This window comes from Gammaproteobacteria bacterium (assembly GCA_016199745.1).
Taxonomy (GTDB): Bacteria; Pseudomonadota; Gammaproteobacteria; order Acidiferrobacterales; family Sulfurifustaceae; genus JACQFZ01.
Map to the genome: position 1 here is coordinate 85,371 of JACQFZ010000048.1, position 24,195 is coordinate 109,565.

Here is a 24,195-nt window from a genome sequence, read left to right on the forward strand (position 1 = left end):
TTCACGCTGTCTCCGAAAATAGCTCGCGTCCAATCAACATGCGCCGAATCTCCGACGTACCCGCACCGATTTCGTAGAGCTTGGCATCGCGCCACAGCCGACCTGTCGGGTAGTCGTTGATATAACCATTGCCCCCCAACGCCTGAATTGCCTCGCCGGCCATCCACGTCGCCTTCTCGGCGGCGTAGAGGATTGCGCCGGCCGCATCCTTACGCGTGGTCGCACCACGGTCACAGGCCACGGCAACGGCGTAAACATAAGCACGACAAGCATTCATCGTCGTGTACATGTCGGCGAGCTTCCCCTGCATAAGTTGAAACTCGCCAATCGACTGGCCGAATTGCTTACGCTCGTGCAGATAGGGCACAACGACGTCGAGACAGGCTTGCATAATACCCAGCGGACCACCGGCGAGAACCAAACGTTCGTAATCGAGCCCGCTCATCAACACGCGCGCTCCTTCGTTCACTCGTCCGAGAATATTTTCCGTTGGTACTTCGCAATCCTGGAACACCAGCTCACTGGTATTCGAGCCACGCATACCGAGCTTGTCGAGCTTCTGCCCGGTGGAGAACCCTTTGAAGTTCTTCTCAACAAGGAATGCGGTAATGCCCTTCGCGCCGGCATTGACGTCGGTCTTGGCGTAGACGATCAATGTGTTTGCATCGGGACCATTGGTGATCCACATTTTGTTGCCGTTGAGAACGTAGCGATCGTCCTTTTTATCGGCGCGAAGCTTCATCGACACGACGTCGGAGCCGGCATTCGGTTCGGACATCGCCAGCGCACCGACGTGTTCGCCGGAGATAAGTTTAGGGAGGTATTTCTGTCGCTGCGCCGGCGTGCCGTTACGCCGTATTTGATTGACACATAAATTGGAGTGCGCGCCGTAAGAAAGCGCAACTGACGCCGACGCGCGGCTGATTTCTTCCATCACTACGACATGTGCCAGATAACTCAAGGCACTACCGCCGTATTCTTCTTCGACCGTAATCCCGAGCAATCCCAGCTCACCGAACTTGCGCCACAGTTCGGCGGGAAAACGATTTTCGCGATCGATCTGCTGTGCCCGTGGCGCGATCTCCGCCTGCGCAAACCGCCGCACCGTCTCGCGCAACATACCGATCGTTTCGCCGAGTCCGAAGTCCAAACCGGGGATCTCCATGACACCTCCTTGCCCAAGTTCGAAAACCTACAAACACCAACAATGGGTTCCCTCCTCTTCACGGGGAGGGATAGGGTGGGATGGGTTTGAAACCTACCCCTCACCCACAATGTATTCCGCAATCCACTCCTTCAACGGCTCAATCTTGCTCCGCTCAAAATTCATGAGACTAAGCCCAAACGTATACGTGTAAACCAACAAGCTCCGACTCGCCGCTTCACGCCTCGGCAATCCAGCCGCGACGAAAAGATTCTGCGTGTACTGCAACCGCGCCTCATCCACTTCCGCCACAACCATCGCCGCTTGCGAATCACGTCGCGCCCAATCGCGCACCGCCAATTCGATCGTCATGCCTCGACGGTTGGTACTGCCGCCATAAATCTCCAACAACCGACAAATTTGCGCGCGCACCTTGCCGTCGTCAACACGCGTGTGCTTGCGCACATCTTCGATGCGGCTCTCTTTCCAGACATTCAGAATCGCGCCCAGCAATTCATTTCGATCTTTGAAATGCCAATAAAAACTGCCCTTCGTCACACGACAACGTTTGGCGAGCACTTCGATGCGCACGCCATCGAGCCCTGCTTCACCCAAAACATCAATCGCCGCATCGATCCATGCGACTCTATCGAGTTGATTACGAGGTTTCGTCTTTAACGCCATAATGAGTCATTGTTCAGTCGCATCACCTACATCCTGAACTTTCCATACGGAACCGTATGGAAAGTATAGTGCAGCTACGGTGGTCGGTGTCAAATGAGTACGAACGAAGGACTAGTGGCCATTTGGTCAATTTAATCCGCTAACTGATCTATCCGGTAGCAAACTGAGCAAGATTTTGACAGTGCCGCATTTTCCTTTTCCTTAAGATTCCCGACGTCATTAACAACAAAGGAGGAGGATTTATGTTTATCAAAAGTTTTCGAGCAATTTGCTTGTTACTCGCTGCAAGTACGCTAGCCGCTCCAACCTTGGCCGCTACTTCCTTGCAGCTGGTCACGTCGGAGTTTCCGCCGTACACCACCGCCAGCCTGCCGAACCAAGGCGTGGTAAGTGAAATTGTCGCTGAAGCCTGCAAGCGCAGCGGTTACGCCTTAACTGTTAAAATACTTCCATGGACCCAAGCATTGGAGAGTGGCAAAGAAGCAACAGCGGATGGGATCGTCGGGATTTATCACAACAAGGAACGGGAACAATGGTTCGTCTATTCGGATCCTATCGTGCCAAACCAAATCGGCTTCTACAAACGCGTCGAATCGCCGATTACCTATAACGCATTGTCCGACTTGAAGCCGTATCGGATCGGCACCGTGCGCGGCTATTCCAATCCGAAGTCTTTCACTGACGCTAATCTTACGATCGACGAAGTACCGGACGACGAAACTAATCTGCGCAATCTAGCGAATAAACAGTTCGACCTTACGCTAATCGATAAAGGCGTGGCTGAATACATCATCAATAATAAATTTCCTGACCTGAAGCCAAAATTGGTCTGGATTGAGCCACCTATTGAAAAGCTTCTGCTCTACGTCGCGATTTCCAAGAAGACGCCGGATTACGATAAGAAATTGGCGGGGTTGAATCGCGGTCTTCGGGAAATGGTGAAGGACGGCACGATGCGGAAGATAATAAATAAGGCCGGTATTTAACGCTAAGACCACCGGCGCACTTCGCGCCGGTGGTGTAATTCACGAATCCATCAACTGAGGAAGGGATCCACGAACTTTTTTTGGGCCTATATCAGAGTAACGATTACTGACTCTGAAAGAAATCCCAAATAACATCAGTGGCCGATAGCGCCGTCGATCCTGGCGTATCACCGCGGATCTTGCGATTACCGGGCCACGAATGACCGCCAGTTTCGGTAACACAGCGCTTGACATCGACGTTGCCACGGCATCGCGTGTAGACGTCGCAATAGGCGCCGGATGTTTCGAGTACGCGTTTTGGTGTGACGCTGCAACCGTTTAGATGGACCCATTTCGTCATCGTGTCGGGGACCGAAACGAAGGGCGTGACTTTGTCGGTATCGTGAGAGCGGCTGGCGCCACCATTGACGATGAATAGCTGGCGGGGACATGGACACGGTACAGACGCGTACGGCCGTCGTGAACAATGGAGAACGAATAGTCACCCGGGCGTTCGATCTTTGTGTCGGCCGGCATCGAGCAGCGGGCCTGAGCCTTGTGGCACGTATCGGGTTACCCAAGCAGCGATGAGGAACGGCAGGCAATAGCCGCCCTCCGCGGTTTCACGGTCGTAATCGCTCGACCAGACGGCGTAAGCCGCGGCCAGCTCTCGTTCGTTCGAGGCAGCATAGACTTGATCGAGTGCGGATACCTTTTCATCACCTGTCATTGCCATCCCCTTTTTCTCTGAATGCTTTGTCAAAAACGGTAACGTCAACCACTCTGAGATGGCTAGCAAACACTAAATAACTAATTCGCATAACCATCTGCCACAATGTTCTTACTAATAGTGATTTTATCCACCTATTATCGGCTTCCGATCTCGCACTAACTCTAAAAAAGATGGATCCACTCTATACAGTTTCCGGCTTCGCGGTCGGCTTCATTGTCGGACTTACCGGAGTTGGTGGTGGTTCGTTAATGACTCCGTTGTTGGTTCTCCTTTTTGGCGTATCGCCGGCGGTGGCGGTAGGTACCGACCTTTTGTACGCATCGATTACTAAGGCCGGCGGCAGCTGGGTGCATGCGCGCCGCGGCAATGTAGATTGGAGAATCGTCGGACTACTCGCCGCCGGAAGTCTGCCGGCCGCGATATTAACCACCGTAGCGCTTAGGTATTTCAATTTCGATACCAAGACGTTGTCGGCCCTTATTACTACAACGTTAGGTGTTGCGCTGATTCTCACGGCGCTGGCGTTGGTATTTAAGGAACGATTGCGCAACTACGCGCGTAGACGCTTGAGCCACCGGCCGAGTTGGAGTCAGCAGAAAATTTCCGTAGTTACTGTAATTACCGGGGTATTTCTCGGTATCGTCGTCACCGTCTCATCGGTCGGCGCCGGCGCCGTGGGTACCGCCGCCCTCTTCTTTCTTTATTCGCGGCTATCCGTAACACAAATCGTCGGTACTGATATCGTGCATGCCGTCCCGTTGACGCTCGTTGCCGGATTGGGACACGCCTCCTTGGGTACGGTGGATTGGAACTTACTCATAAGCTTGCTCATTGGCTCACTACCGGGCATTTATCTCGGCAGCCATATCAGCTCTCGCATTCCGGAATCGATATTGCGCCCGACGCTCGCGGGGATGTTGATATTGATTGGCGGCAAGCTCGTTCTCTAATCGCGGCCGCCTCAGTAGTGTTGCCGCAAGCCTTGTAAACAGCGTTCGCTGCTTTCGCAATTGTTTCTAGCGGGTAAGCCGTTTTCGTTGGGATTAACTCTGATTTACCGCGCTCGGTTCCATATAGAAGACTTCCCAAATGTGCCCATCCAAATCCTGAAACCCGTGTTGATACATAAAGCCGTGATCCTGCGGTTCGTTGTAAGTTTTCCCGCCAGCGGCAATGGCTTTACGCACCATCTCATCCACGTTTGCCCGCTGTTCAAGAGCCAGCGCCAATAACACCTCCGTGCTTTGCGTGGCATCGCAGATTTTCTTCGGCGTAAATGTTCTGAACTTCTCTTCCGTCAGCAGCATGACGTAGATGTGTGGAAATGCCCCCCGTACAGCGGACAACGAACGCCAACCCACGCTAAGCTCCTGCATCATTGACCCACGTTAAATGAGATAGGTGTAAAAATGAAAGGTAGTTGTCTATGCGGTGCTATCGAGTACGAGATTGATCAACTCGACATGCCTATTGACCATTGTCATTGCCGTACCTGCCGTAAAGCCCATGCAGCGGCTTTTGCTTCAACCGCTGGCGTTAATCGAGAGCACTTTCGATGGCTGAAGGGTGAGAAAGAATTGACGATCTTCGAGTCATCACCGGGAAAATTCCGGCATTTCTGTTCCGTATGCGGCTCCCATCTAGTGGCCGAGCGATCTGCGCAACGTCACGTGATCGTGCGCGTCGCCACACTCGATGAAGACCCCATCTCTAGACCGGCCATGCATATCTGGCGTTCGCATGATGTTCCATGGTTACAGGATGAAAGTGCTGTCCAGTCGTACCAAGAGTGGCAGCCTAATCGGTAATTTATGTCGTAGTAAAATCTAATTAGCGAGATCTAGTTCGCAGCCTTTAAAACTTACTCGGAGTTCGTTTTTACCTCAACCATCACTATCTATTTATTTAAGGGAAGCAAGCGCGGCTATACGCAATAACAAAAGCCGCGCTTGCTAGTCGTTTGACTGAGTCGATATTTAAAGTGGTATTTTAGATGATACTTAAATATGATGCGATCTCAATTTCAGAATCCTTAAAATGCAACTTACCCGCTTCTCCGATTTAGGCTTGCGCACGTTGATGTATCTAACCCGCGAGAGCCGCGCCTTACCAGTGACTATCAGTGAAATCGCCGGTGAATTCGCGGTACCGCAAAATCATTTGATCAAGGTGGCGAACAAGCTTGCAAAGCTTGGATGGATTAGCGCGCTGCGAGGTCGCAACGGCGGTTTGCGCTTGATCGTTCCGGCCGCCTCGCTGCGACTGGGTGCGGTGTTGCGCCAGTTGGAGGGCAGCACGGAACTGATCGACTGCGACCAACCGCCCTGCCCGTTGAGCGGACGTTGTCTGCTGAAACGGGCACTTAACGTTGGTCTCGACACCTTCTACCAAACGATGGACGACTATAGCTTGGCCGATGTGTCCAAAGGCCGAACCGGCAGCACCATCGACGTCATGCATCAGCATTTTCTGAAGGAGCAGACACGGCAGCGTTGACGATGAGAAACAACGATTTGCCGTCACTTAAAAGTAGCATCTAACATACCACAAAGGAGTTGTCTTGCTCTCCCCTACTGCCCGTCCTTACATCGACGCCAGCGTGCCGGTGCTGCGCGCCCACGGCACCGCCATTACTCGTTGCTTTTATCAGCGCCTGTTTGCGGCCCATCCCGAGTTGACGAACCTCTTTAATATCGGCAACCAGGCTAACGGCTCGCAACAGCAGTCGCTAGCTGCGGCGATCTTTGCTTACGCCGCCAACTACGACGATGCTGCCGCATTGGCACCGGTGGTCGAGCGAATCGTTCATAAACATGCCGCGGTTGGAATTAAGCCGGCGCACTATCCCATCGTTGGCCGTCATTTGATTGCGGCGATCCGTGAAGTGCTCGGCGACGCAGCCTCGCCTGATTTACTCGCGGCGTGGGACGAAGCCTATTGGCTATTAGCCGGCGAGCTTATCGCGGCCGAGGCCCGGCTCTATCAACATAGCGGTACTACCGCCGGTGCGCTGCAAGCGCTAAAGATCAAGCAAGTGCGTGCTGAAGGTACCGACATCGTTTCCTATTATTTGCAAACACCGGCGGGAACATCGCCCGGTCTTTTTCTTCCGGGCCAGTATGTGAGTGCGGCGGTGAATTTCGGCGACGGCTCGCACCAACGACGGCAATACAGTTTGTCAGATGCGCCCGGACGGCCTTGGTGGCGTCTCACGGTAAAACGCGAAGATGGTGGTGGCAATACACCGGCCGGTAAGGTTTCGACGTGGATCCATGCAAAATTACAAGCCGGCGATACGTTATGGGTGAGCATACCGTTCGGCAATTTCACGCCGACCTTAGACGGCGCACAGCCCATCGTATTGCTCTCGGCTGGCGTCGGAATCACACCGATGATATCGGTCCTAAATACGCTACTCGACCGAAACCCCATGCGTCCGGTCGTCTTCGCCTACGCCGCATGTAACAGCGATCACCATGCCCTACGCGCCGATCTCACCGACGCACGTGCCCGCCATGCGAAACTCACCACGGTGGTGTTCTATGAAATGCCGCTGGAACATGACCGCCCCGGTATCGACTATGACCATGTCGGCAGAATGAATCTCGCCAGTGTCATCGACGATCAGTATGGTGCTGCGGATTATTACCTCTGCGGCCCAATTGGCTTCATGCAGCAACAACGAAAGATGTTGCTTGCGCGCGGCGTAGCGCCGGCTCACATCCATCGGGAGGTTTTCGGTCCGGATATGCTAGATCACCTCCAGTGATTCAAGCTGACAGGCTCCCCCTTTCTTCACAGGCGAGCGGACATACGTCCGCTCGCCATTTCTTTGACCGGTTGCCAAGCTGCCGGCGGGTCTGCATCATGCGTCGCATACCTTCGATTCGGACGCTCCCGACGCATGACTAAAAAAGAACGTAGCGCCAAGCAACCATCGCCCGCTTCTGGGTCCAGGGCCATGCTCGAGCAGGCCTTCGCCGAGGCGATGGAACAATACCAAAAAGGAAACTATGCGCAGGCCGAACAGGCATTCCGCCGTGCCGCAACCATCGCGCCAACGAGCGCAGCGGTAGCGCACAATCTTGCGCACATGATTCATTTGCGCGGTGCTCATACGGAGGCTATCGCCGCGTATCGCCGCGCGCTAGCCATCAAGCCCGACTACGTCGAGGCGTGGTTTAATCTCGGTAATGCGCTGCGCGAACACGGAGATATTTCCGCTGCTATCGATGCCTGCCGTCGCGTGATTCAACTGAAACCCGATTTTGCCGCGGCATGGAACAACTTCGCCACGCTATTGCTAACTCAGGGAGAACTCGCCGAAGCGCAAAAGGCTTACGAGAAAGCGGTTGACCTACGTCCGAATGATATGGACGCTTATAACAATCTAGCCTGCTGTCTTCAACGCCGACGGGACTATGCGCCGGCGGAACAACGGTTTTTACACATCTTAAAAATCGACCCCAATCATGCCGACGCATTGTTCAACTTAGCCCAGCTACTGCAAGAACAGAATCGATATGTCGAAGCCGCGGAAATTTATCGGCGATTCTTGGCACTCCGACCGGATCACGCCGACGCCTGGAACAATTTCGGTGTATCGCTTGATCGAATCGGCCGTTCGACCGAAGCAGAAGCCGCCTTTCGCCGGGCGATTTTATTGCAACCGGGCAACTCCCGGGCGATCTCCAACTTCGCGACTTGGTTATCCATACAGGAGCGCATAGCCGAAGCGGAAGCCGCCTATCGAGAAGCGATTCGACTCAATCCCGACGATGCCACTACCTACAACCATCTAGGCCTAACATTAGCCGCCAAAGGCGACATCGAGGCAGCTGAGCGCAATTATCGCCACGCCTTAACGTTGGATCCAAATTTGGCTGAGGCCTACGCGCATATTTCGATGACAACCAAATTTACGTCGTCAGAACACGACGACGTAAAAAGCATGGAACGTCTGCTCACCAGCGAGGTGCTGGATCAGGAGCAAACGGCGAAACTCTGCTTTGCTTTGGGCAAGGTCTACGACGATTGCAAGGCGTACGACAAAGCTTTTTTTTTCTACGACCGCGCTAACAAGTTAAAACACGTCTCGACGAAATTTGACATTGAGCGCCTGCGCGCTCAGGTCGAGCGCATCATTAGGACATTCGATGCCGATTTCTTTGCCCGCCAACGTCACCATGGATGCGACGATGAGCTCCCGGTATTTATCGTCGGTATGCCGCGTTCCGGCACGACGTTGGTCGAGCAAATTGTCGCCAGTCATCCGCAAGTCCACGGTGCCGGCGAGCTCGTCAAAATAAGCGAGATCATCACTTGCCTGGAGAACCAGCCCGGTCAAGCACAGCGTCGGTATCCCGAGTACCTAAATGAGTGGGTGCTGGATGAAAGCCGCGCCGCTGCCGCCGGCTACTTGGAGCGACTACGACGTGATGTAAAGGATCAACATCATATCGTTCGCGTCACCGACAAGATGCACTTCAACTTTATGCATCTGGGTCTGATTGCCCTACTGTTTCCCAAAGCCAGAATCATTCATTGCCGACGTGACCCGCTGGATACTTGTTTGTCCAATTATTTTCACGATTTCGCGCCAGGCGTGAACTACGCCTACTCGCTCGAGGAGATCGCCCGGTATTACCAAGAATACGAGCGCGTGATGCGTCATTGGCAAGATGTACTACCGATAAAAATACTCGACAGCCAATACGAGAAAGTGGTCGCCGATATTGATACGGAAGCGCGCAGGCTCATCGATTATTTGGGACTGGAGTGGCACTCTGCATGCCTTGAATTCTACCGATCTGCGCGCACGGTCAGGACTCTAAGTGTTGGTCAAGTCCGTCAGCCGATTTACACGCAGTCTAAACAACGTTGGAAAAATTACGCGGCCCACATTGAACCCTTGATAAAAATCCTAGGTCCGACAATTGACGATACACTTTAATAACATCAGGGCCGAGCGTGAAGTAAAACGTTGTACCCACCCCTAGCTTAGCGTCAACCCAAATGCGACCACCGTGACGATCGATGACTCGGCGTACGATGGCGAGCCCGACACCGGTGCCTTCGTACTCGTTATCGCCATGGAGTCTTTGAAAGACGCCAAACAGTTTTTCGACATAAGAAATACCGGACGTTCGGTTATTTTTTCGCGCCCCATGCCCCTCTGCCCTACTAAGAAAACATAGCACAGGCAATTTGACGTCAAGCGCCGATAACGAATAAAGCGGCTACCCGACTGGTACTTACTTAACTGAAGGGAGCCTCTAAAAATTCAAACATGTAGGGTGGGCAACGATTTTTTGCCCACGCAGATCCCAAAAAACACCTGGGAGAGGGAGTGGCAGCTCCGATGCGTCTTTAAGTAAGTGCCATTCGCGGCTACCCTATAAACTATCGCGGTCGAGCGCCTGTTTCGCTACACAAATCGCAAAGAACAGTTTTTGCTACTTTTCTATTGGCCATTTCCTGGCATATTGTTATTCGTTTGGCATCCCCTATGTAGGATGGATCACGTCGATCTATTTGGCTTCCAACCAAGGAAACCTAAGGAATGAATTCAAGCCATATTCCAGACAGCAATAAGCAAGGGCAGTTCTCTTATTCAGCAACGACGTACCGCCGCTCCGCGGCGAGCGATATTCGGCGGACCGATTCCGTTCTGAAAGAACGGTTTCGTATCGTGTCGTGCGTTATCGCGTTGTTCGCCATTCTATTGACGGGCACAATTCCGGCAAACGCCACCGACAATATTCACATCAACGTCGACGACGCCAACCCACCCTTTATGTTCATGCGCCAAGGGAAGTCGGCCGGCCTGTATCCGACGTTGATGGCGGCGGTCTTCCACGAAATGCGCGTCGAAGTCGACATCGAATCCAAACCTTGGCGCCGTGCCTTGGCAGAGATTGAAGCGAGTACTGCCGGCGTTGGCGGCATCTATAAGAATTCCGAACGCATCAAAAAGTTCGACTACAGCGACCCGCTGTTTACCGAACGAATGAACGTCTACGTCGTCGCCTACCGCGACTTTCCGTTCTCCGGTTTAAACGATTTAATGAAAAAGCGTGTGGGTGTCATCCGCGGTTGGAGCTACGGCAACGAGTTCGATGAGGCGCGTCGTTCCGGCGCTGTCATTCCCAACGAGGTATCGGACGACAAACAGAATTTTCAAAAATTAAATATGGGACGCGTGGATGCTGTTCTCTCGATTGAGCAATCGGCTAACGCGCTCATAAAGTCCTATCCAAATCTTCGTCTGGCAGGAACGCTAGCCGAGAATCCGACTTACCTTGCCTTCAACAAATCGGCGCATATGGAAGCTTTTCTCGCGCGCTTCAATGAAGCGTTGGCACGCCTGAAGAAATCGGGAGAATTCGAACGCCTCGTGACAAAAGAACTGAAGCGATAGGTAGGCAAATGTCTCGATGCAGGCTGTCGACCTCTGTAGTAAAGCCATTGGGCCGCGAATGCGGCTCAATGGGATGAACATACCGTTTTTACTTTAGCTTGCTGTTAACCAACCCGTAAATGCTGTAACCAATCATGTACGGCAACTGATAGTCGGGGAATGTCGTGGCGAAGCGCTGCTGTAACACTTGATAATGTGCGCTCGTTTTCGCCGGATCGCTAAGCTCACTTTTACGATCGCCCAACTCGGCGATGTACTTATCGACCAGCATGTTGGCTTTGGTCAAGTAAGCCTGTTGTGCATCCACTGCTTTCCGAACATTGACGAACTGGCCGCGTCCGCCGTAGACCTTAGCGCCGGGTTTACCTTTGGTAAGTGCCGGCAACTCACCGACCGCGGCAACCCATTTGTCCAGATCCGGTTGCGGTTTGCCATTGACGATGCCACCTTCGAGCCAGGCATGCGCCTTGTAATGTACCAGGTCGCCGACGATGAGATCTCCGGTCTTGTCGATACGTACCACAACCTGTTTGTTTGATACGCCGGAATTTTTAAGCTCGATCAAACTGAGCGTTTCGCCGGACTTCAGTTTGAGCTGAGTCTCGCCGTCGAAGGTTATCTTCACGTTCTCGAACTTTGGGTAGGTTTCGTCGGTAAACATTTTGGCGATGTTGACGAAATAATATTTCTTGTATTCGTGCACACCTGGCATTGCTTCGGCCACCGCGCGACTACTGATCGATTCCACCCCTAGGCTATGCAAATACGCCAACCCGTTGAACTTGTCCGGATTCGGATGCGTGACGATCACGCGCGTGATCGGTGAAGGTGTTTCTTTTTTTACCTGCTCGACCATCGCCTGCGTCAGCGCCGGAACGAACTGCGTGTCGATCAACGTTACCTCCCGGCCGTCGTCGTAATAGAAAGTATGCGTATCGAAGCCGTTGGCGTCCGAGGTAAATACACCGAGCTTGCCGGCTTGCGCCGCACCCGCGCCCAGGCCAAGCGTCGTGGCAGCAGCCATCAATAGCGTATTTTTTAGAATTGAGGTCATGGTGTTTCTCCACATTGGGTTGGATATACGACGCGACACATCGTATACAGTCGATCGTGTCGACGATTGGCGTAGAATGCCAACCCATATGGCAAAACAGACAAGTCATAACTACCATATCGAGCGGCTCGGCGATGCCCGCATCATCGATCCCGACAAAATCGCCCGCCCCGCATTCGTATTGCACCAACGTTATGCACGTGCCGACAGTGCGCCGCATAAACATCGTAAGGGCCAGTTGTTGTATGCCGCCGAAGGTGTACCGCGCATCGAAACCGATGGCGGCAGCTGGATCGTTCCTCCGCAACGCGGTGTTTGGCTGCCGCCGGGATTCATGCACCGCATCGTTTCGCGGCGCAGTTTCACACTCTGCTCCTTATATATAGAGTCGAGCGGTGCTCGTGCCCTACCCAAACGTTGCTGCACCGTCGCCGTCACACCGTTGGTGCGCGAGCTGTTGCTACAGGCGGCGCACTACGGCGGGCGCTATCCCAAGAACGGTCCGCAGGCGCGTTTGCACGCCGTACTCATCGACCAAGTTGCCACGCTGCCGCAGACGCCGTTATATCTTCCGGAACCCAAAGATCGTCGTCTGCGCACCATTACTGCCGCGCTGCGCGCTGATCCAGCCGCTACCGACACCTTAGAAGATTGGGCGACCCGTGTCGGCGCCAGCAGTCGCACGCTCGCGCGCTTATTCACGAAAGAAACGAAATTGAGCTTCGCGATGTGGCGCCAACAACTGCGGCTGCTGGTGGCGTTGGAAGCATTGGCGCAAGGCCGATCGGTAACCGCCGCAGCGGTCGATGTCGGCTATCAAGACACGTCGGCTTTTATTGCGATGTTTCGGCAAGCGCTCGGCGTAACGCCGGGGCGCTATTTCGAGAGCACGCTTGCGAAGGATTTTTAAACTAAGAGACGGTAACAAAATGAAATAGCTGCAACGTAGCCGTCCCCTCCCCCTGAGGGGGAGGGAGTTAAGGTGCCAACGTTCATTTTGTTACCGTCTCTGAGCCCTTATGTCGACCAGCACGCCAACGCCGTGCCAATCTCAATAACCCCGCGCGCGCTCGACACGGTGCGCGATTGGGCGCCCATCGCGCCAAGCCCGAACATTTTCGGCTGCCACGCGCGCCGCACTGCGTGGATCGGTTTGTGCCGCCGCATGCGGCAATAGCGTCACCTGCGGATGTCGCCAGTAACGGTGGCCGGGCGGTAGCGGTTCGGTAGGAAAGGCATCGAGCACCGCATGACCCACCTGACCGGAATCGAGCGCGGCCAAAAGATCGTCGTCCACCACATGAGCGCCGCGCGCCAAATTCACAAGACTGGCACCGGGCCGCATCGCGGCGAAGAAACGGCGGTCCAGCAGCCCGTGGGTCGCGGGCGTCAACGGCAGTAGGTTGATCACGATATCGCTGTTCGCCAGCAGCGAGTGCAACGCTTCGGCGCCGGCGCAAGTACGTACACCTTCGTCAACGGTGGCCTGCGCAGTTTGGCTCCAGCCGTTGACGATATAGCCTTGTGAGGCTAGCTTTCGTGCGGCCGCGCGACCCATCTGGCCTAAACCGAGCAGAGCGACCTGCACTTCATCCGCGCGCCGTTGCGGCAGTTGCCGCCACAGACCTTCCGATTGCTGACGTGCGTAAACGAAGAAACCCCGGTGCAACGACAGCGTCGCCCACAGCGTCGTTTCCGCCATCGCTGCATTCATTGCCGGATCGACCATACGCGCAATCGGCACGTCCGGCGGCACGGTCGGATCTGCCAACAATCGATCGACCCCGGCCCACAACGACTGGATTAACTGCAGCTGGGTCAATCCCTGTAACGCACCGGGTGGCGGGTTGGCGACTACGGCCACCTCGATTTGCCGTGTCTCATCCGCGTTCGCATCCAGACACCACATGGCCTCTGGTAACGCCACGCGTAACTCGTGCAGCCACTGGTCGCGCTCGGTCTCGTCAAAGCTGCCGCTTAACAGAATTCGCATCGGCACACCCGTCATGCTTTGGCACCGCATTCACCGCAAAACTTGGCGCCGATTAGCAGCGGTGCCTGACACTTCGTACAAGTCGTCGGTGCTGCTAACGTCGTGCCGCAGTCCGGACAGAATTTAGCGCCGCGTGTTTGGGCGCTGCACTGCGGACAAACCAGTTGTTGTTCGGTAGTCACGCTCGGCTTGGCGCCCAACACCAGCCCCGCTTCCCGCGCCCGATCGTGCGCCGCCTGCAACTCACCTTCGCGCCGCGCCGTCTCAATTTCGATTTTTACATCCGGCGCACAAAGCAGGCATAACCCACGCGCACCGTCCCAACATTTTGCGCAAACATGTTGAGTGCATTTTGCACAACGATTGAAATGATTCTCGGCGCTGGCGATCGCTTCTTGAAACGCCCCATCACGCGCTGTTGAAAATCCCGCTTGGGCGATACCGCCGACCGCGCTGCCCGCCGTATTTCCCCATCCGCCAAAACTGCCCAACATGTATCCAACTTGGCGTATCCACCCCGACGCCTGCCCCGCCCGATAAGGTTTGAATTCCGTACGCCAGGTATCGCTACAACGTTCACACCGGAACTCGAACTGAAACCCGGCATCGACCCCATCGCTGCGGCACAGATCTCGATAATTATCGGCAAATTTGTAATCAGTCATGAGCTCCCTCGTCGACAAATATTTTATTTACAGCGGCTAATAAAGTGCCGGTAGGATAAAACGCCGGACACCTCCGACGCTATTATGCGCGAAGGCGAGCCTGCTCTGGAATCGGGGGAACTCCACTCGATCGCTATTTTGGCAATGAAAGGCGCCAAATCGACGCCACCGATAGTTTTCTTAACCCAGGCTGGGTTGGTCCAAACGCTGGCGCCCGTCTGCGTTTCCACCAGCTTGGTGGAAATATCTCCCTTGAGCTCTTTATGTACGCTTCCTTGCATCCGAGCGATGTCTGTCAACTGGACATCCGTTTTGGGATCGGCATTGCCCCCAACTATTCAGCGCTTGTTAGACGAAGTATTTGGCGTTCGGCCGCTTTCGATACAGAATGTCTCAAGCCAATTTATTTATATAGAAGGATGCACAAGGATGCCGCCGCCGACCCTCGTTCACAGCACCATCCCCGCGCGACTCGACGCGTTACCTTGGTCACGCTGGCATTGGCGTATCGTCATCGCGTTGGGTACGGCATGGATACTGGATGGGTTGGAAGTCACCATCGTTGGATCGCTTGGCGCAGCACTGCAGCGGGTCGATACACTCGGACTATCGGTGGCAGATATCGGTTGGGCGGGATCGGCTTACATCGGCGGCGCCGTCTTGGGCGCGCTGTACTTCGGCCGTTTGGCCGATCGGCTGGGTCGCAAACGCCTTTTCTTGATTACGTTGACGGTTTACTTGGTAGCGACAGTGCTGACCGGAGCCGCGATCAATTTCACCACGTTTGCACTGTGTCGGTTCTTCACCGGCTTCGGCATCGGCGGTGAATACGCGGCGATCAATTCGGCGATCGACGAGTTGATCCCTGCGCGTGTGCGCGGCCTGGTCGATCTTTCCATCAACGGCAGCTTTTGGGTTGGCGCAGCGCTCGGCGCCGGCTTGAGCTTGATTCTGCTCGATCCGACATTCATTGGTGCGCGCTGGGGATGGCGTTTGGCTTTTGCACTCGGCGCGGTACTCGGCATTGCCATTCTGCTTGTGCGCCGCCACGTCCCCGAAAGTCCACGCTGGCTGATCCTCAACGGTCACGAGGCACAGGCCGAAGCGGAAATGCAACAGATCGAAGCGCAAGTCGCGGCACAGTTCGGTACCTTACCGAAATCCACGCAGACACTGACGTTTCGCCCCCGCACCGCGCCATCATGGCGCGAAGTGTTGCGCCACGTCACCGTACACGCGACCTCGCGCACAATGCTCGGTATTACGCTGATGGCGGCACAGGCATTTTTCTACAACGCGATATTTTTTACCTACGCGCTTGTGTTAACGCGTTTCTATGGCGTTGCCGATGCAAAAGTCGGTCTCTATATCTTCCCGTTCGCGCTTGGTAATTTCCTCGGACCGCTAGTGCTCGGACGCTTGTTCGACACTATCGGTCGGCGTGCATTGATCGTTGCCACTTACGCCATCTCCGGCCTGGCATTGCTAGCCAGCGGTTACGCCTTCAGCCGCGGCTGGTTAAACGCGACGACCCATACGTTGGCCTGGTCCGCCATCTTCTTCGTCGCCTCCGCCGCCGCGAGCTCGGCCTACCTTACCGTCAGCGAAATCTTTCCCATCGAGATGCGTGCCATCGCCATCTCGCTATTTTATGCCGTCGGTACCGGCATCGGTGGCTTTATCGCGCCGGCGCTATTCGCTACCCTTATCGGCAGCGGCAGCCGCGATACGGTACTGCTCGGTTATGCCTTCGCCGCACTGTTGATGTGCCTCGCTGCCGCCGTCGCGGCGATCCTTGGCGTCGATGCAGAACGCAAATCGCTGGAAGCAGTGGCGCGGCCGTTGAGCATGGAGAATGCCGAACGAAACTGATTCAGCTCGACAAATTACTTCTTTATTTAGGTTTCTTAACGAGCATTCACCAATTCGGGCAATCGTTCTTTCCGGCTTCCGCTATTAAACGCCGCCAACAATTCCATTTCTCGTTTCTTGGCGTGTTCCAGATGGCGCTTTTTGACGGAACCAAAACCACGGACGCGTTCGGGTAACGACGCGATCTCGATGGCACATTCGTAGTTTTGCGGACTGAGCCGGGCGATAAGTTTTTCGATGTTGCGTTCGTAGTCGACAATCAGCTGGCGCTCGATCTTGCGATCCTCGGAGTAGCGGAAGATATCGAAAACCGTTCCGCGAAGAAATTTAAACTTCGCTAGTACCTCAAATACTCCCAGCATCCAGGGACCGAACGAACGCTTTCGCGACTCGCCGGTGATGGGATCTGCCTTTGCAAACGCCGGCGGTGCCAAATGGAAGGTCAGCCGGAAGTCGCCGTCGAAGGTGGCGTGCAGCCGCTTCAAAAAATCACCGTTGGTATATAGACGGGCGACTTCGTATTCGTCTTTGTAGGCGAGCAGCTTGAAGTAGTAACGTGCTACGGCCTCAGTTAGTCGAGTGTCATCCCCGCCTTTGCTCGATTCAACAGAGCGAATGCGCTCGACCAGGTCAGTATAACGGCGGGCATATGCAGCATCTTGATATTCGGTTAGATGCACGGCCCGACGCGAGATTAATTCGTTAAGGTCGCGCGACGGGGTCAAATGTGCGTGCGCGGGATCGATGGGAGTGGCAATCTTCTTCACCAAATCGAGGTCGTGCGCGGCGCGACGGCCCCAGAGGAAACTTTTTTTGCTGGTGTCGACGGCGGTGGCGTTGAGCTCAATGGCCTGCAGGATGGCGGCGGCCGAGATCGGGATTAGACCTTTCTGATAGGCGTATCCTAATAAGAACAGATTGGTCGCGATTGTGTTGCCGATTAACGCGGTCGCGAGGCGTGTGGCATCGACAAAATGTGTCCTACCCAGACCGATGGTCTCATCGACACGCGCCTTCATACCATCGAGTGGGAAAATGGGGTCAGGATGGCGCTCGAGATCGCCAGTCTTTGCTTGCGCGCTGAAGGCGCGGATGAAATCGCTGGTGATCGAGAAATCGGTGTTGATCACGGCCCGGGTCCAGCCGGCACGCACTTTTGCCAACGTTTCATCGGCAATCGTCACGACGATGTCACAGCCGAGCACCACGTTGGCTTCGCCGGTGGCGATACGTGGCGCGTACAGTTGCTCCGAGCGAGCGGCGATGCGGACATGCGACCAGACGGCGCCACCCTTCTGGGCAATTCCCGCCATGTCGAGCGCGGTGACGCCTTTCTGCTCGATGTGCGCCGCCATACCGAGCAGTGCGCCGATCGTAACGACACCAGTGCCGCCGATGCCAGTGACAAGAATGCCATACGGTTCGTCGAGCGACGGCAAGATCGGCTCGGGAATATTCCACTCGCTGCGATCGGCGTCGGCCAAAGCGACACCTTTGCGTACGCTGCCGCCTTCAACCGTGACAAAGCTCGGGCAGAAGCCGTTGACGCACGAGAAATCTTTGTTGCATGACGATTGATCGATTTCGCGTTTGCGGCCGAACTCGGTCTCGAGTGGCACGACCGACATGCAGTTCGATTTGTTGCTGCAGTCACCGCAGCCCTCGCACACTGCCTCGTTGATGAACGCGCGCTTCGGTGGATCCGGATATGTTCCGCGTTTGCGCCGGCGGCGTTTTTCAGCGGCGCAGGTCTGGTCGTAGACGATGACCGACACGCCGGGATATTCGCGGAGCTCGCGCTGGATCGCGTCGAGATCGTTGCGGTGACGGATTGGGACATCCTTCGCGAAGCCGGCGGCGTCGCCGTACTTTTCCGGCTCGTCGGTAACAACAACGATTTTTTTGACGCCTTCGCCGGTCAGTTGATGCGTGATCTGCGGCACGGTCAACACACCGTCCAACGGTTGGCCGCCGGTCATCGCCACCGCGTCGTTGTAGAGCAACTTATAAGTGATCGGCACTTTGGCCGCGACCGCGGCGCGGATCGCCAGAATTCCGGAGTGAAAATAGGTTCCATCGCCCAAGTTCGCGAACACGTGCTTGGTATGGGTGAACGGTGCCTGGCCGATCCACGCCACGCCCTCGCCGCCCATTTGGCTGAAGGTCTGGGTCGTGACCGGGTCGAGCCAGAGCGCCATGTAGTGACAACCGATGCCTGCCAACACACGGCTGCCTTCCGGCGTTTTGGTGGAGCTGCTATGCGGGCAACCGGAACAATAGTGCGCGACGCGTGCGACGGTAAGATGCGGTTCGGCGAGCGCCTTCTCTTTCGCGTCGATCAGCGTCAGACGCTCGTGCATCTTGCTGGAAGTGTGAAACCGCTCGATGCGCGACGCGATTACGCGCGCGATCATCGCCGGCGTTAGCTCACCGGCAGCCGGCAACAACCAGTGATCGTGCGGCAAAACCCACTCGCCCTTCTCGTCAAACTTACCGATCACACGCGGGCGTACGTCTTCGCGCCAATTGTAGAGTTGCTCTTTCAACTGATATTCGAGCAATTGCCGCTTTTCCTCGACCACCAGGATTTCTTCCAGCCCCTCGGCGAACCGATGCACCCCCTCTGATTCGAGCGGCCATACCATCCCTACCTTATATACGCGCAATCCAATCTCGACCGCACGTCGCTCGTCGATACCCAGATCGTCGAGCGCCTGGCGCACATCGAGATAGGATTTGCCGGCAGTGATGATGCCGAGCCGCGGCTTTGGCGAATCGATCACCGTTTGGTTAAGCGCGTTGGCGCGGCAATACGCTAGCGCTGCATAGAGTTTGTGATTCAGTAGGCGCCGTTCCTGCGCCAACGGCGGATCCGGCCAGCGGATACTCAGTCCGTCGGTTGGCACGATCGGACCCGACGGCGTAACAATTTGTACCCGATGCGGATCGACGTACACCGAGGCCGAGCTTTCCACAGTGTCGGTAACAGCCTTCAGCGCCACCCAACAACCGGAATAGCGCGACAGCGCCCAACCGTGCAGTCCGTAGTCGAGATACTCCTGCACGCTGGCCGGTGCCAACACCGGCATCAAAATCGCCTTGAACAAGTGATCGCTCTGATGCGCCAGCGACGATGACTTCGCGCCGGGATCATCGCCGGCGATAACCAGCACGCCGCCGTGCTTCGACGTACCGGCGGCGTTCCCGTGGCGCAGCACGTCGGTGCTGCGATCGACGCCCGGCCCTTTGCCGTACCACATCGCGTACACACCGTCGTACTTCGCACCAGGGAACAGGCTCACCTGCTGCGTGCCCCAAACCGAAGTAGCCGCCAGCTCTTCATTGACGCCGGGAATAAATGTAATGCGGTGTTGCGCGAGATACGGGCGCGCCTTCCACAATTCCCGGTCCAACACGCCCAGCGGCGAACCGCGATAGCCGGACACGAATCCGGCAGTGTTCAGTCCACGAGACCGGTCGCGCAGTTGTTGCAACATCAGCAGACGCACAAGCGCCTGCGTGCCGGTCAGATATACGCGACCGGTTACCACTTCGTACTTGTCTACCAACGTGATCTGACCCATAACGGCTCGAATCTCGGGTGACCGGGGTCTACGACATAATACGAACTAACTTTAGCTGAAATCGAGTCAACGAATGCCGGCAAATCGGCTCTTGTTCTGAAAGTCGCTCAGGTTTAGACCTGCCTTAGCGCCCCACTTCTTGGACATTGGCGGCCGCTATTAGTTATGGTGACTCTTGGGCTTTTTTCCGCTTATGCTGCACGCCACATCGTCGTCGGCGCGCGGCACCTCATGGTCATTTTAAATTTCGCGTGACGCTCAGATGTCCGGCAGTTAATAGTACATCGGGCCATTGCCGGCGTCTTCATCACCGCGCGGAATGTAAACGATATGACAGCGATTCAGATCGAGCACGATATTTCATCGTTTGAAGGGCAACGTCCGTCGCATTTACCGCCGCTGGGGATCGCCACCGATCAGGAAGGCGGCGGTGTCTCGCGTTTGTCGCCGCCGCTGACGCGTCTACCGCCAATTGCCGAGGTGGTCGGTCGCTTTGCCGATATAGAGCAACGACGACGCGCAATCGAGCAATACGCTACCACTCAAGGCCGCGAACTTGCCGCACTCGGCGTTAACGTGAACTTCGCACCGGTGGTGGACATTAATCATCAAGCAGGAAGACTCGACCGCGTACGTCTGCAGCAAAGCGAGCGACGCTTGGCACGCGCGCTCAGACGTTGTCGGTAACTGGTGAGACGCCATGAAGCGGTAAATAAGCGCCATTCGCTTCCCAGAAGCGATGGCGAGAAATAAGTAAAGCGGATAGCGATTACTGTGCCGTTTTGTTTTCGAGCTCCGCTAACGCACGCCAAGCATTAGCATCTCCCTGCACGGCCGCCTGCCGATACCATTCGATTGCTTGAGTGGTGTCTTGCTCGACACCGCGACCTTGGGCGTACATCAAACCGAGATTATATTGCGCCATCGCCTCGCCTTGCTCAGCGGACTTGCGAAACCAGATTACCGCTTCGGCGTCGTTCTGCTGTACGCCCCGACCTTGGGCATAAAATAATCCAAGTGCGTATTGCGCGACCGGGTTCCCGCCTAGAGCGCCAGCGTGATACCAACGAAACGCCTCGGCATTGTCACGCTGTACGCCATAACCTTCGGAGTACAGGCTCGCTAATAATGTTTGCGAGACGGCATCGCCCTGCTCTGCCGCCCGACGAACCCACATGGCGGCCGTCGCCTCGTCTCGTTCTACGCCTCTACCCATTCCGTACATGAGGCCGAGATAAGCTTGGGCTTCACGGCTACCACGCTCAGCGAGCGTATATAAGAGTGCATAGGCTCGCGCATAGTCATGCGCTTGGTAAGCGCTAATTCCATCTTCTTCGGTGTTCGCCGATACAGCAGTACCGAACAGAAACACCATGGCGAGCCCCATAATGCTTACCCAGACACGTTTCCTTGTATGCGACATCGAATTACCCTCTCGCACTGCCAACGGACGGCTATAGTTAAAAATGTAGCACCGGTTGCGAACGGTATATCCGATCGATCCAGCGGCGTCTTTCATCGACCCTGGTAGCCAGGTTGTTACAGCGTCGTCTAACGCAATCACCGTTAGCCCGCGACCACTTCTCTGCATGTGTTGCAAATATTGGACCCGCCGGTCGTCCACTAATTTATCCAAGATCTATGCGCGTCGAAAATCTGTCGCAAACACACACGGCCTATCGTCGGTCGCATTTCCTAAATGACCCACGAGCGTTTGATGACGTTTCCGCTTCTATCGGTGAAGTCGATTGGCGATTCGAAAAATAAGACGCAGAGCGGGTGATCTACCGCTTAACTGGTATAAAAGGAGTCACTAATCTACTGACGGTGAAACAACGCCTCAAGCCGGAACAACTGAAAGAGAAGATATTGAAGACAGAATTACGATCTCGCCCTAACCTGCTACCCGCTAGGTTCCAACGTAATCAACTTACGCGCGCTTGTCGCACGTCGATAGTGAACTGAATCAGTGCAATCACTAGGGCGAGCACGAGAGGACCCATGAACAAGCCGACCGTTCCGAATGCCGAGACACCTCCCAATACGCCGATAAAAACGGTGAGCGTACCAACTTGTGCCCGACCGGAAACTAGAAGCGGACGGATGAAATTATCGATCGTCGTCACCATGATTCCCCACGCCAGTAAGAAAATAGCCGACACCCAACGTTGCTGTACCGCCAGCACAATCACCGCCGGTACCCAAACAATGGGTGTGCCGGCCATAGGCACCAACGCAAAGAGCGCAGCGAATACACCAAAGACAATCGGCGATGGCAGGCCAACGATGGCGAAGCCGATGCCGACAAGCGTTCCTTGGACTAACGCAGTGACACCGCTACCGTAGACGACAGCGCGCGCGACAGCAGCGAGGTGGCTGAACAAACGGGTTTTGTAAGCCGGTGACATCGGTACGAGCGCACGCAACGTCATCAGCATGGGTTGACTGTCGCGAATCATAAAGAAAAGAATAAACATCATGACCGCGAAACCCATTACCGTGCCGAGCGCGCCGAAAAATATTTTTCGGCCAAGCGAGCCGATCACCTGGAGCACGGTGCGCGCTCCTTCGACGAAGCCGCTTTGAATCTGCGCCGGCGACACACCAACAGAGTCCTGCAACCAAGTAAGCACAGTACCGATAACCGGAATGGTATTGAGATCGGACAGCTCCGCCGATCGATGGTCAGTGGCCATCCGTTGGACGAACTGCAGTAACTCTGCCGCCTGCGCACCGAATGCTGCACCCAGGGCAGTAAGCGGGCCGACCACCATTAGAAACACGGCAAATGTGAGGAATGCGGCGGATAAATTTTGGCGGCTTTTTAATTTGTTAGTCAACCCAATGTGTACCGGCTGCAACAGAAATGCGATAAACAACGCCCAACTGAGCGGCGCAAAAAACGGCAACAAAATCTGGTAAAGCAAGTAACCCAAGAATAACAACGTCAGTAACGCAAAGGTACGCGCGTAAAAAGTTTCTCCGGATACCGGCGACGACGTTCTAGGCTCCATGAATACCCCTCCTCTCTACCACGATTGGTGTCGACTGCTTTTCCCCATCTTATGGATTCGAGGACAGCGAAGCCATGCCGCTTGCTCTATCGGGTATCAGGTGTTTTTCGTGGTTAAATCGCCGCTAATGGTTGCGCACCGGCCGGCGGCGGGAATAATGCGTCCAATTCGGCCAGCTGTTCCTGTGTTAACCGCACCTGATGTGCGCCGTGAATTTCCTGAACCCGTTTCCGGTGGCTGGATTTTGGAATCGCAATGATATCGGGCTGACTCATCAACCAAGCGAGTGCGGCCTGTGCCGGCGTCATCTGATAACGCTCGGCAAAACTAGCCAATCGTCGATCGCAAAGCAGCTCCCCCTGCTCGAACGGCGAATACGCCATGACCGGCACGCCGCGCTCACGCAACCACGGCAACAAATCCCACTCGATACCGCGGCGTTCGAGGTTGTACAACAGCTGGTTGGTCTGCACATCGTTACCTCGCGGCAGCGACCAAAGCTGCTCCATGTCCGCCCGATCCAGATTACTCACACCGTAGTGGCGGATCATGCCGCTACGCTGCAGCGCCAGAAATGCTTCCATCGTCTCCGCTAACGGCACGTCACCGGGCCAATGCAGCAGGTAGAGATCGAGTCGATCGGTCTTTAGGCGCCGTAAGCTGCACTCACAAGCGGCAACCGTATCGCCGCGACTAGCATGGGTAGGCAAAACCTTACTGACCAAAAATACCTCGTCACGCCGACCGGCGATTGCCTTACCGACAAGCACCTCGGTCTCGCCGTTGCCATACATCTCGGCGGTGTCGATCAGGGTAATACCAAGATCGAGCGCCAATCTCAAGGCCGCGATCTCCTCATTGCGCATGGCTCGGCTCTCACCCATGCGCCAAGTCCCAATACCGAGCGCGGGGACGTCTTCACCCGCGGGTAATCTAACGGTCTTCATTTATCGGTTTCCGTAGATAAGCGCATTAATAACTGACTAAATAAGTCACAGGATCGTCGGCATTGGCTACTGATGCGCCAGCGCTTTCTTGTTTGAGAGTCCCAGATGGACAATGTTCGC

22 protein-coding genes and 1 pseudogene are annotated in these 24,195 nt (G+C 55.3%); 10 read left to right on the forward strand and 13 right to left on the reverse strand.

Annotated elements, in window-relative coordinates; all coding sequences use genetic code 11:
* Position 1: 1 nt before the first annotated feature.
* Complete coding sequence (locus HY308_11680) at positions 2 to 1,165, reverse strand: isovaleryl-CoA dehydrogenase (GenBank protein MBI3898939.1); 1,164 nt, start codon at positions 1,163 to 1,165, stop codon at positions 2 to 4.
* Positions 1,166 to 1,258: 93 nt separating this feature from the next.
* Positions 1,259 to 1,828 carry a TetR/AcrR family transcriptional regulator gene (locus HY308_11685; GenBank protein ID MBI3898940.1) on the reverse strand — a complete coding sequence of 190 codons (570 nt, stop codon included), beginning with the start codon at positions 1,826 to 1,828 and terminating at the stop codon, positions 1,259 to 1,261.
* A 242-nt stretch (positions 1,829 to 2,070) separates the two neighbouring features.
* Here HY308_11685 and HY308_11690 point away from each other — a divergent pair, with 242 nt between their 5' ends.
* Complete coding sequence (locus HY308_11690; protein MBI3898941.1) at positions 2,071 to 2,814, forward strand: transporter substrate-binding domain-containing protein; 744 nt, start codon at positions 2,071 to 2,073, stop codon at positions 2,812 to 2,814.
* A gap of 103 nt (positions 2,815 to 2,917) precedes the next feature.
* On the opposite strand, the gene HY308_11695 is transcribed toward HY308_11690, so the two are convergent.
* Positions 2,918 to 3,154: a hypothetical protein gene (locus HY308_11695; protein MBI3898942.1), complete on the reverse strand. Its 237-nt coding sequence runs from the start codon at positions 3,152 to 3,154 to the stop codon at positions 2,918 to 2,920.
* Between the two features lie 141 nt (positions 3,155 to 3,295).
* The gene (locus HY308_11700) at positions 3,296 to 3,523 is read right to left on the reverse strand and encodes a hypothetical protein (GenBank protein ID MBI3898943.1); all 228 of its coding nucleotides are present in this window, start codon (positions 3,521 to 3,523) and stop codon (positions 3,296 to 3,298) included.
* Between the two features lie 173 nt (positions 3,524 to 3,696).
* Here HY308_11700 and HY308_11705 point away from each other — a divergent pair, with 173 nt between their 5' ends.
* Entirely contained in the window at positions 3,697 to 4,476 is a 780-nt protein-coding gene (locus HY308_11705) for a sulfite exporter TauE/SafE family protein (GenBank protein MBI3898944.1), read from the forward strand.
* A gap of 93 nt (positions 4,477 to 4,569) precedes the next feature.
* Here HY308_11705 and HY308_11710 read toward each other — a convergent pair.
* A pseudogene (locus HY308_11710) lies at positions 4,570 to 4,845 on the reverse strand (glyoxalase/bleomycin resistance/extradiol dioxygenase family protein).
* A gap of 90 nt (positions 4,846 to 4,935) precedes the next feature.
* Here HY308_11710 and HY308_11715 point away from each other — a divergent pair.
* The 4 genes from HY308_11715 to HY308_11730 all read left to right on the forward strand — a co-directional run bounded on the left by HY308_11715 (position 4,936) and on the right by HY308_11730 (position 9,479).
* Positions 4,936 to 5,334 (forward strand): GFA family protein, encoded by a 399-nt coding sequence (locus tag HY308_11715; GenBank protein MBI3898945.1) that lies wholly within the window; start codon positions 4,936 to 4,938, stop codon positions 5,332 to 5,334.
* A gap of 229 nt (positions 5,335 to 5,563) precedes the next feature.
* On the forward strand, positions 5,564 to 6,022 hold the full coding sequence (locus tag HY308_11720; protein ID MBI3898946.1) for an Rrf2 family transcriptional regulator: 459 nt from the start codon (positions 5,564 to 5,566) through the stop codon (positions 6,020 to 6,022).
* A gap of 64 nt (positions 6,023 to 6,086) precedes the next feature.
* Positions 6,087 to 7,295 (forward strand): flavohemoprotein, encoded by a 1,209-nt coding sequence (locus HY308_11725; GenBank protein ID MBI3898947.1) that lies wholly within the window; start codon positions 6,087 to 6,089, stop codon positions 7,293 to 7,295.
* A gap of 135 nt (positions 7,296 to 7,430) precedes the next feature.
* Positions 7,431 to 9,479, forward strand: coding sequence for a tetratricopeptide repeat protein (locus tag HY308_11730; protein MBI3898948.1), 2,049 nt, complete (start codon positions 7,431 to 7,433; stop codon positions 9,477 to 9,479).
* Here HY308_11730 and HY308_11735 read toward each other — a convergent pair.
* Entirely contained in the window at positions 9,397 to 9,732 is a 336-nt protein-coding gene (locus HY308_11735) for a hypothetical protein (GenBank protein MBI3898949.1), read from the reverse strand. The two genes, HY308_11730 and HY308_11735, sit on opposite strands and share 83 nt — an antisense overlap.
* 356 nt (positions 9,733 to 10,088) lie before the next feature.
* On the opposite strand from HY308_11735, the gene HY308_11740 reads away from it, so the two are divergent.
* Positions 10,089 to 10,946: a transporter substrate-binding domain-containing protein gene (locus tag HY308_11740; GenBank protein MBI3898950.1), complete on the forward strand. Its 858-nt coding sequence runs from the start codon at positions 10,089 to 10,091 to the stop codon at positions 10,944 to 10,946.
* Positions 10,947 to 11,034: 88 nt separating this feature from the next.
* Here the strand turns inward: HY308_11740 and HY308_11745 are convergent, their stop codons facing one another.
* Positions 11,035 to 12,015 (reverse strand): MBL fold metallo-hydrolase, encoded by a 981-nt coding sequence (locus HY308_11745; GenBank protein ID MBI3898951.1) that lies wholly within the window; start codon positions 12,013 to 12,015, stop codon positions 11,035 to 11,037.
* 73 nt (positions 12,016 to 12,088) lie between these two features.
* Here HY308_11745 and HY308_11750 point away from each other — a divergent pair, with 73 nt between their 5' ends.
* The gene (locus HY308_11750) at positions 12,089 to 12,910 is read left to right on the forward strand and encodes a helix-turn-helix transcriptional regulator (protein MBI3898952.1); all 822 of its coding nucleotides are present in this window, start codon (positions 12,089 to 12,091) and stop codon (positions 12,908 to 12,910) included.
* Positions 12,911 to 13,051: 141 nt separating this feature from the next.
* Here the strand turns inward: HY308_11750 and HY308_11755 are convergent, their stop codons facing one another.
* Together HY308_11755 and HY308_11760 are read right to left on the reverse strand one after the other, a co-directional pair.
* Positions 13,052 to 13,993: a glyoxylate/hydroxypyruvate reductase A gene (locus HY308_11755; GenBank protein MBI3898953.1), complete on the reverse strand. Its 942-nt coding sequence runs from the start codon at positions 13,991 to 13,993 to the stop codon at positions 13,052 to 13,054.
* 11 nt (positions 13,994 to 14,004) lie between these two features.
* Positions 14,005 to 14,658: a zinc ribbon domain-containing protein gene (locus tag HY308_11760; protein ID MBI3898954.1), complete on the reverse strand. Its 654-nt coding sequence runs from the start codon at positions 14,656 to 14,658 to the stop codon at positions 14,005 to 14,007.
* Between the two features lie 429 nt (positions 14,659 to 15,087).
* Here HY308_11760 and HY308_11765 point away from each other — a divergent pair, with 429 nt between their 5' ends.
* Positions 15,088 to 16,530 carry an MFS transporter gene (locus tag HY308_11765; protein ID MBI3898955.1) on the forward strand — a complete coding sequence of 481 codons (1,443 nt, stop codon included), beginning with the start codon at positions 15,088 to 15,090 and terminating at the stop codon, positions 16,528 to 16,530.
* 35 nt (positions 16,531 to 16,565) lie between these two features.
* On the opposite strand, the gene HY308_11770 is transcribed toward HY308_11765, so the two are convergent.
* On the reverse strand, positions 16,566 to 20,114 hold the full coding sequence (locus tag HY308_11770; GenBank protein ID MBI3898956.1) for an indolepyruvate ferredoxin oxidoreductase family protein: 3,549 nt from the start codon (positions 20,112 to 20,114) through the stop codon (positions 16,566 to 16,568).
* 276 nt (positions 20,115 to 20,390) lie between these two features.
* Between HY308_11770 and HY308_11775 the strand changes: the two genes are divergently transcribed.
* Positions 20,391 to 20,801, forward strand: a complete 411-nt coding sequence (locus HY308_11775; protein ID MBI3898957.1) for a hypothetical protein — start codon at positions 20,391 to 20,393, stop codon at positions 20,799 to 20,801.
* An 82-nt stretch (positions 20,802 to 20,883) separates the two neighbouring features.
* Here the strand turns inward: HY308_11775 and HY308_11780 are convergent, their stop codons facing one another.
* The 3 genes from HY308_11780 to HY308_11790 all read right to left on the reverse strand — a co-directional run bounded on the left by HY308_11780 (position 20,884) and on the right by HY308_11790 (position 24,075).
* The gene (locus HY308_11780) at positions 20,884 to 21,501 is read right to left on the reverse strand and encodes a sel1 repeat family protein (protein ID MBI3898958.1); all 618 of its coding nucleotides are present in this window, start codon (positions 21,499 to 21,501) and stop codon (positions 20,884 to 20,886) included.
* Between the two features lie 538 nt (positions 21,502 to 22,039).
* Positions 22,040 to 23,128: an AI-2E family transporter gene (locus HY308_11785; GenBank protein ID MBI3898959.1), complete on the reverse strand. Its 1,089-nt coding sequence runs from the start codon at positions 23,126 to 23,128 to the stop codon at positions 22,040 to 22,042.
* Between the two features lie 113 nt (positions 23,129 to 23,241).
* Complete coding sequence (locus HY308_11790) at positions 23,242 to 24,075, reverse strand: aldo/keto reductase (GenBank protein ID MBI3898960.1); 834 nt, start codon at positions 24,073 to 24,075, stop codon at positions 23,242 to 23,244.
* Between the last annotated feature and the right edge of the window lie 120 nt (positions 24,076 to 24,195).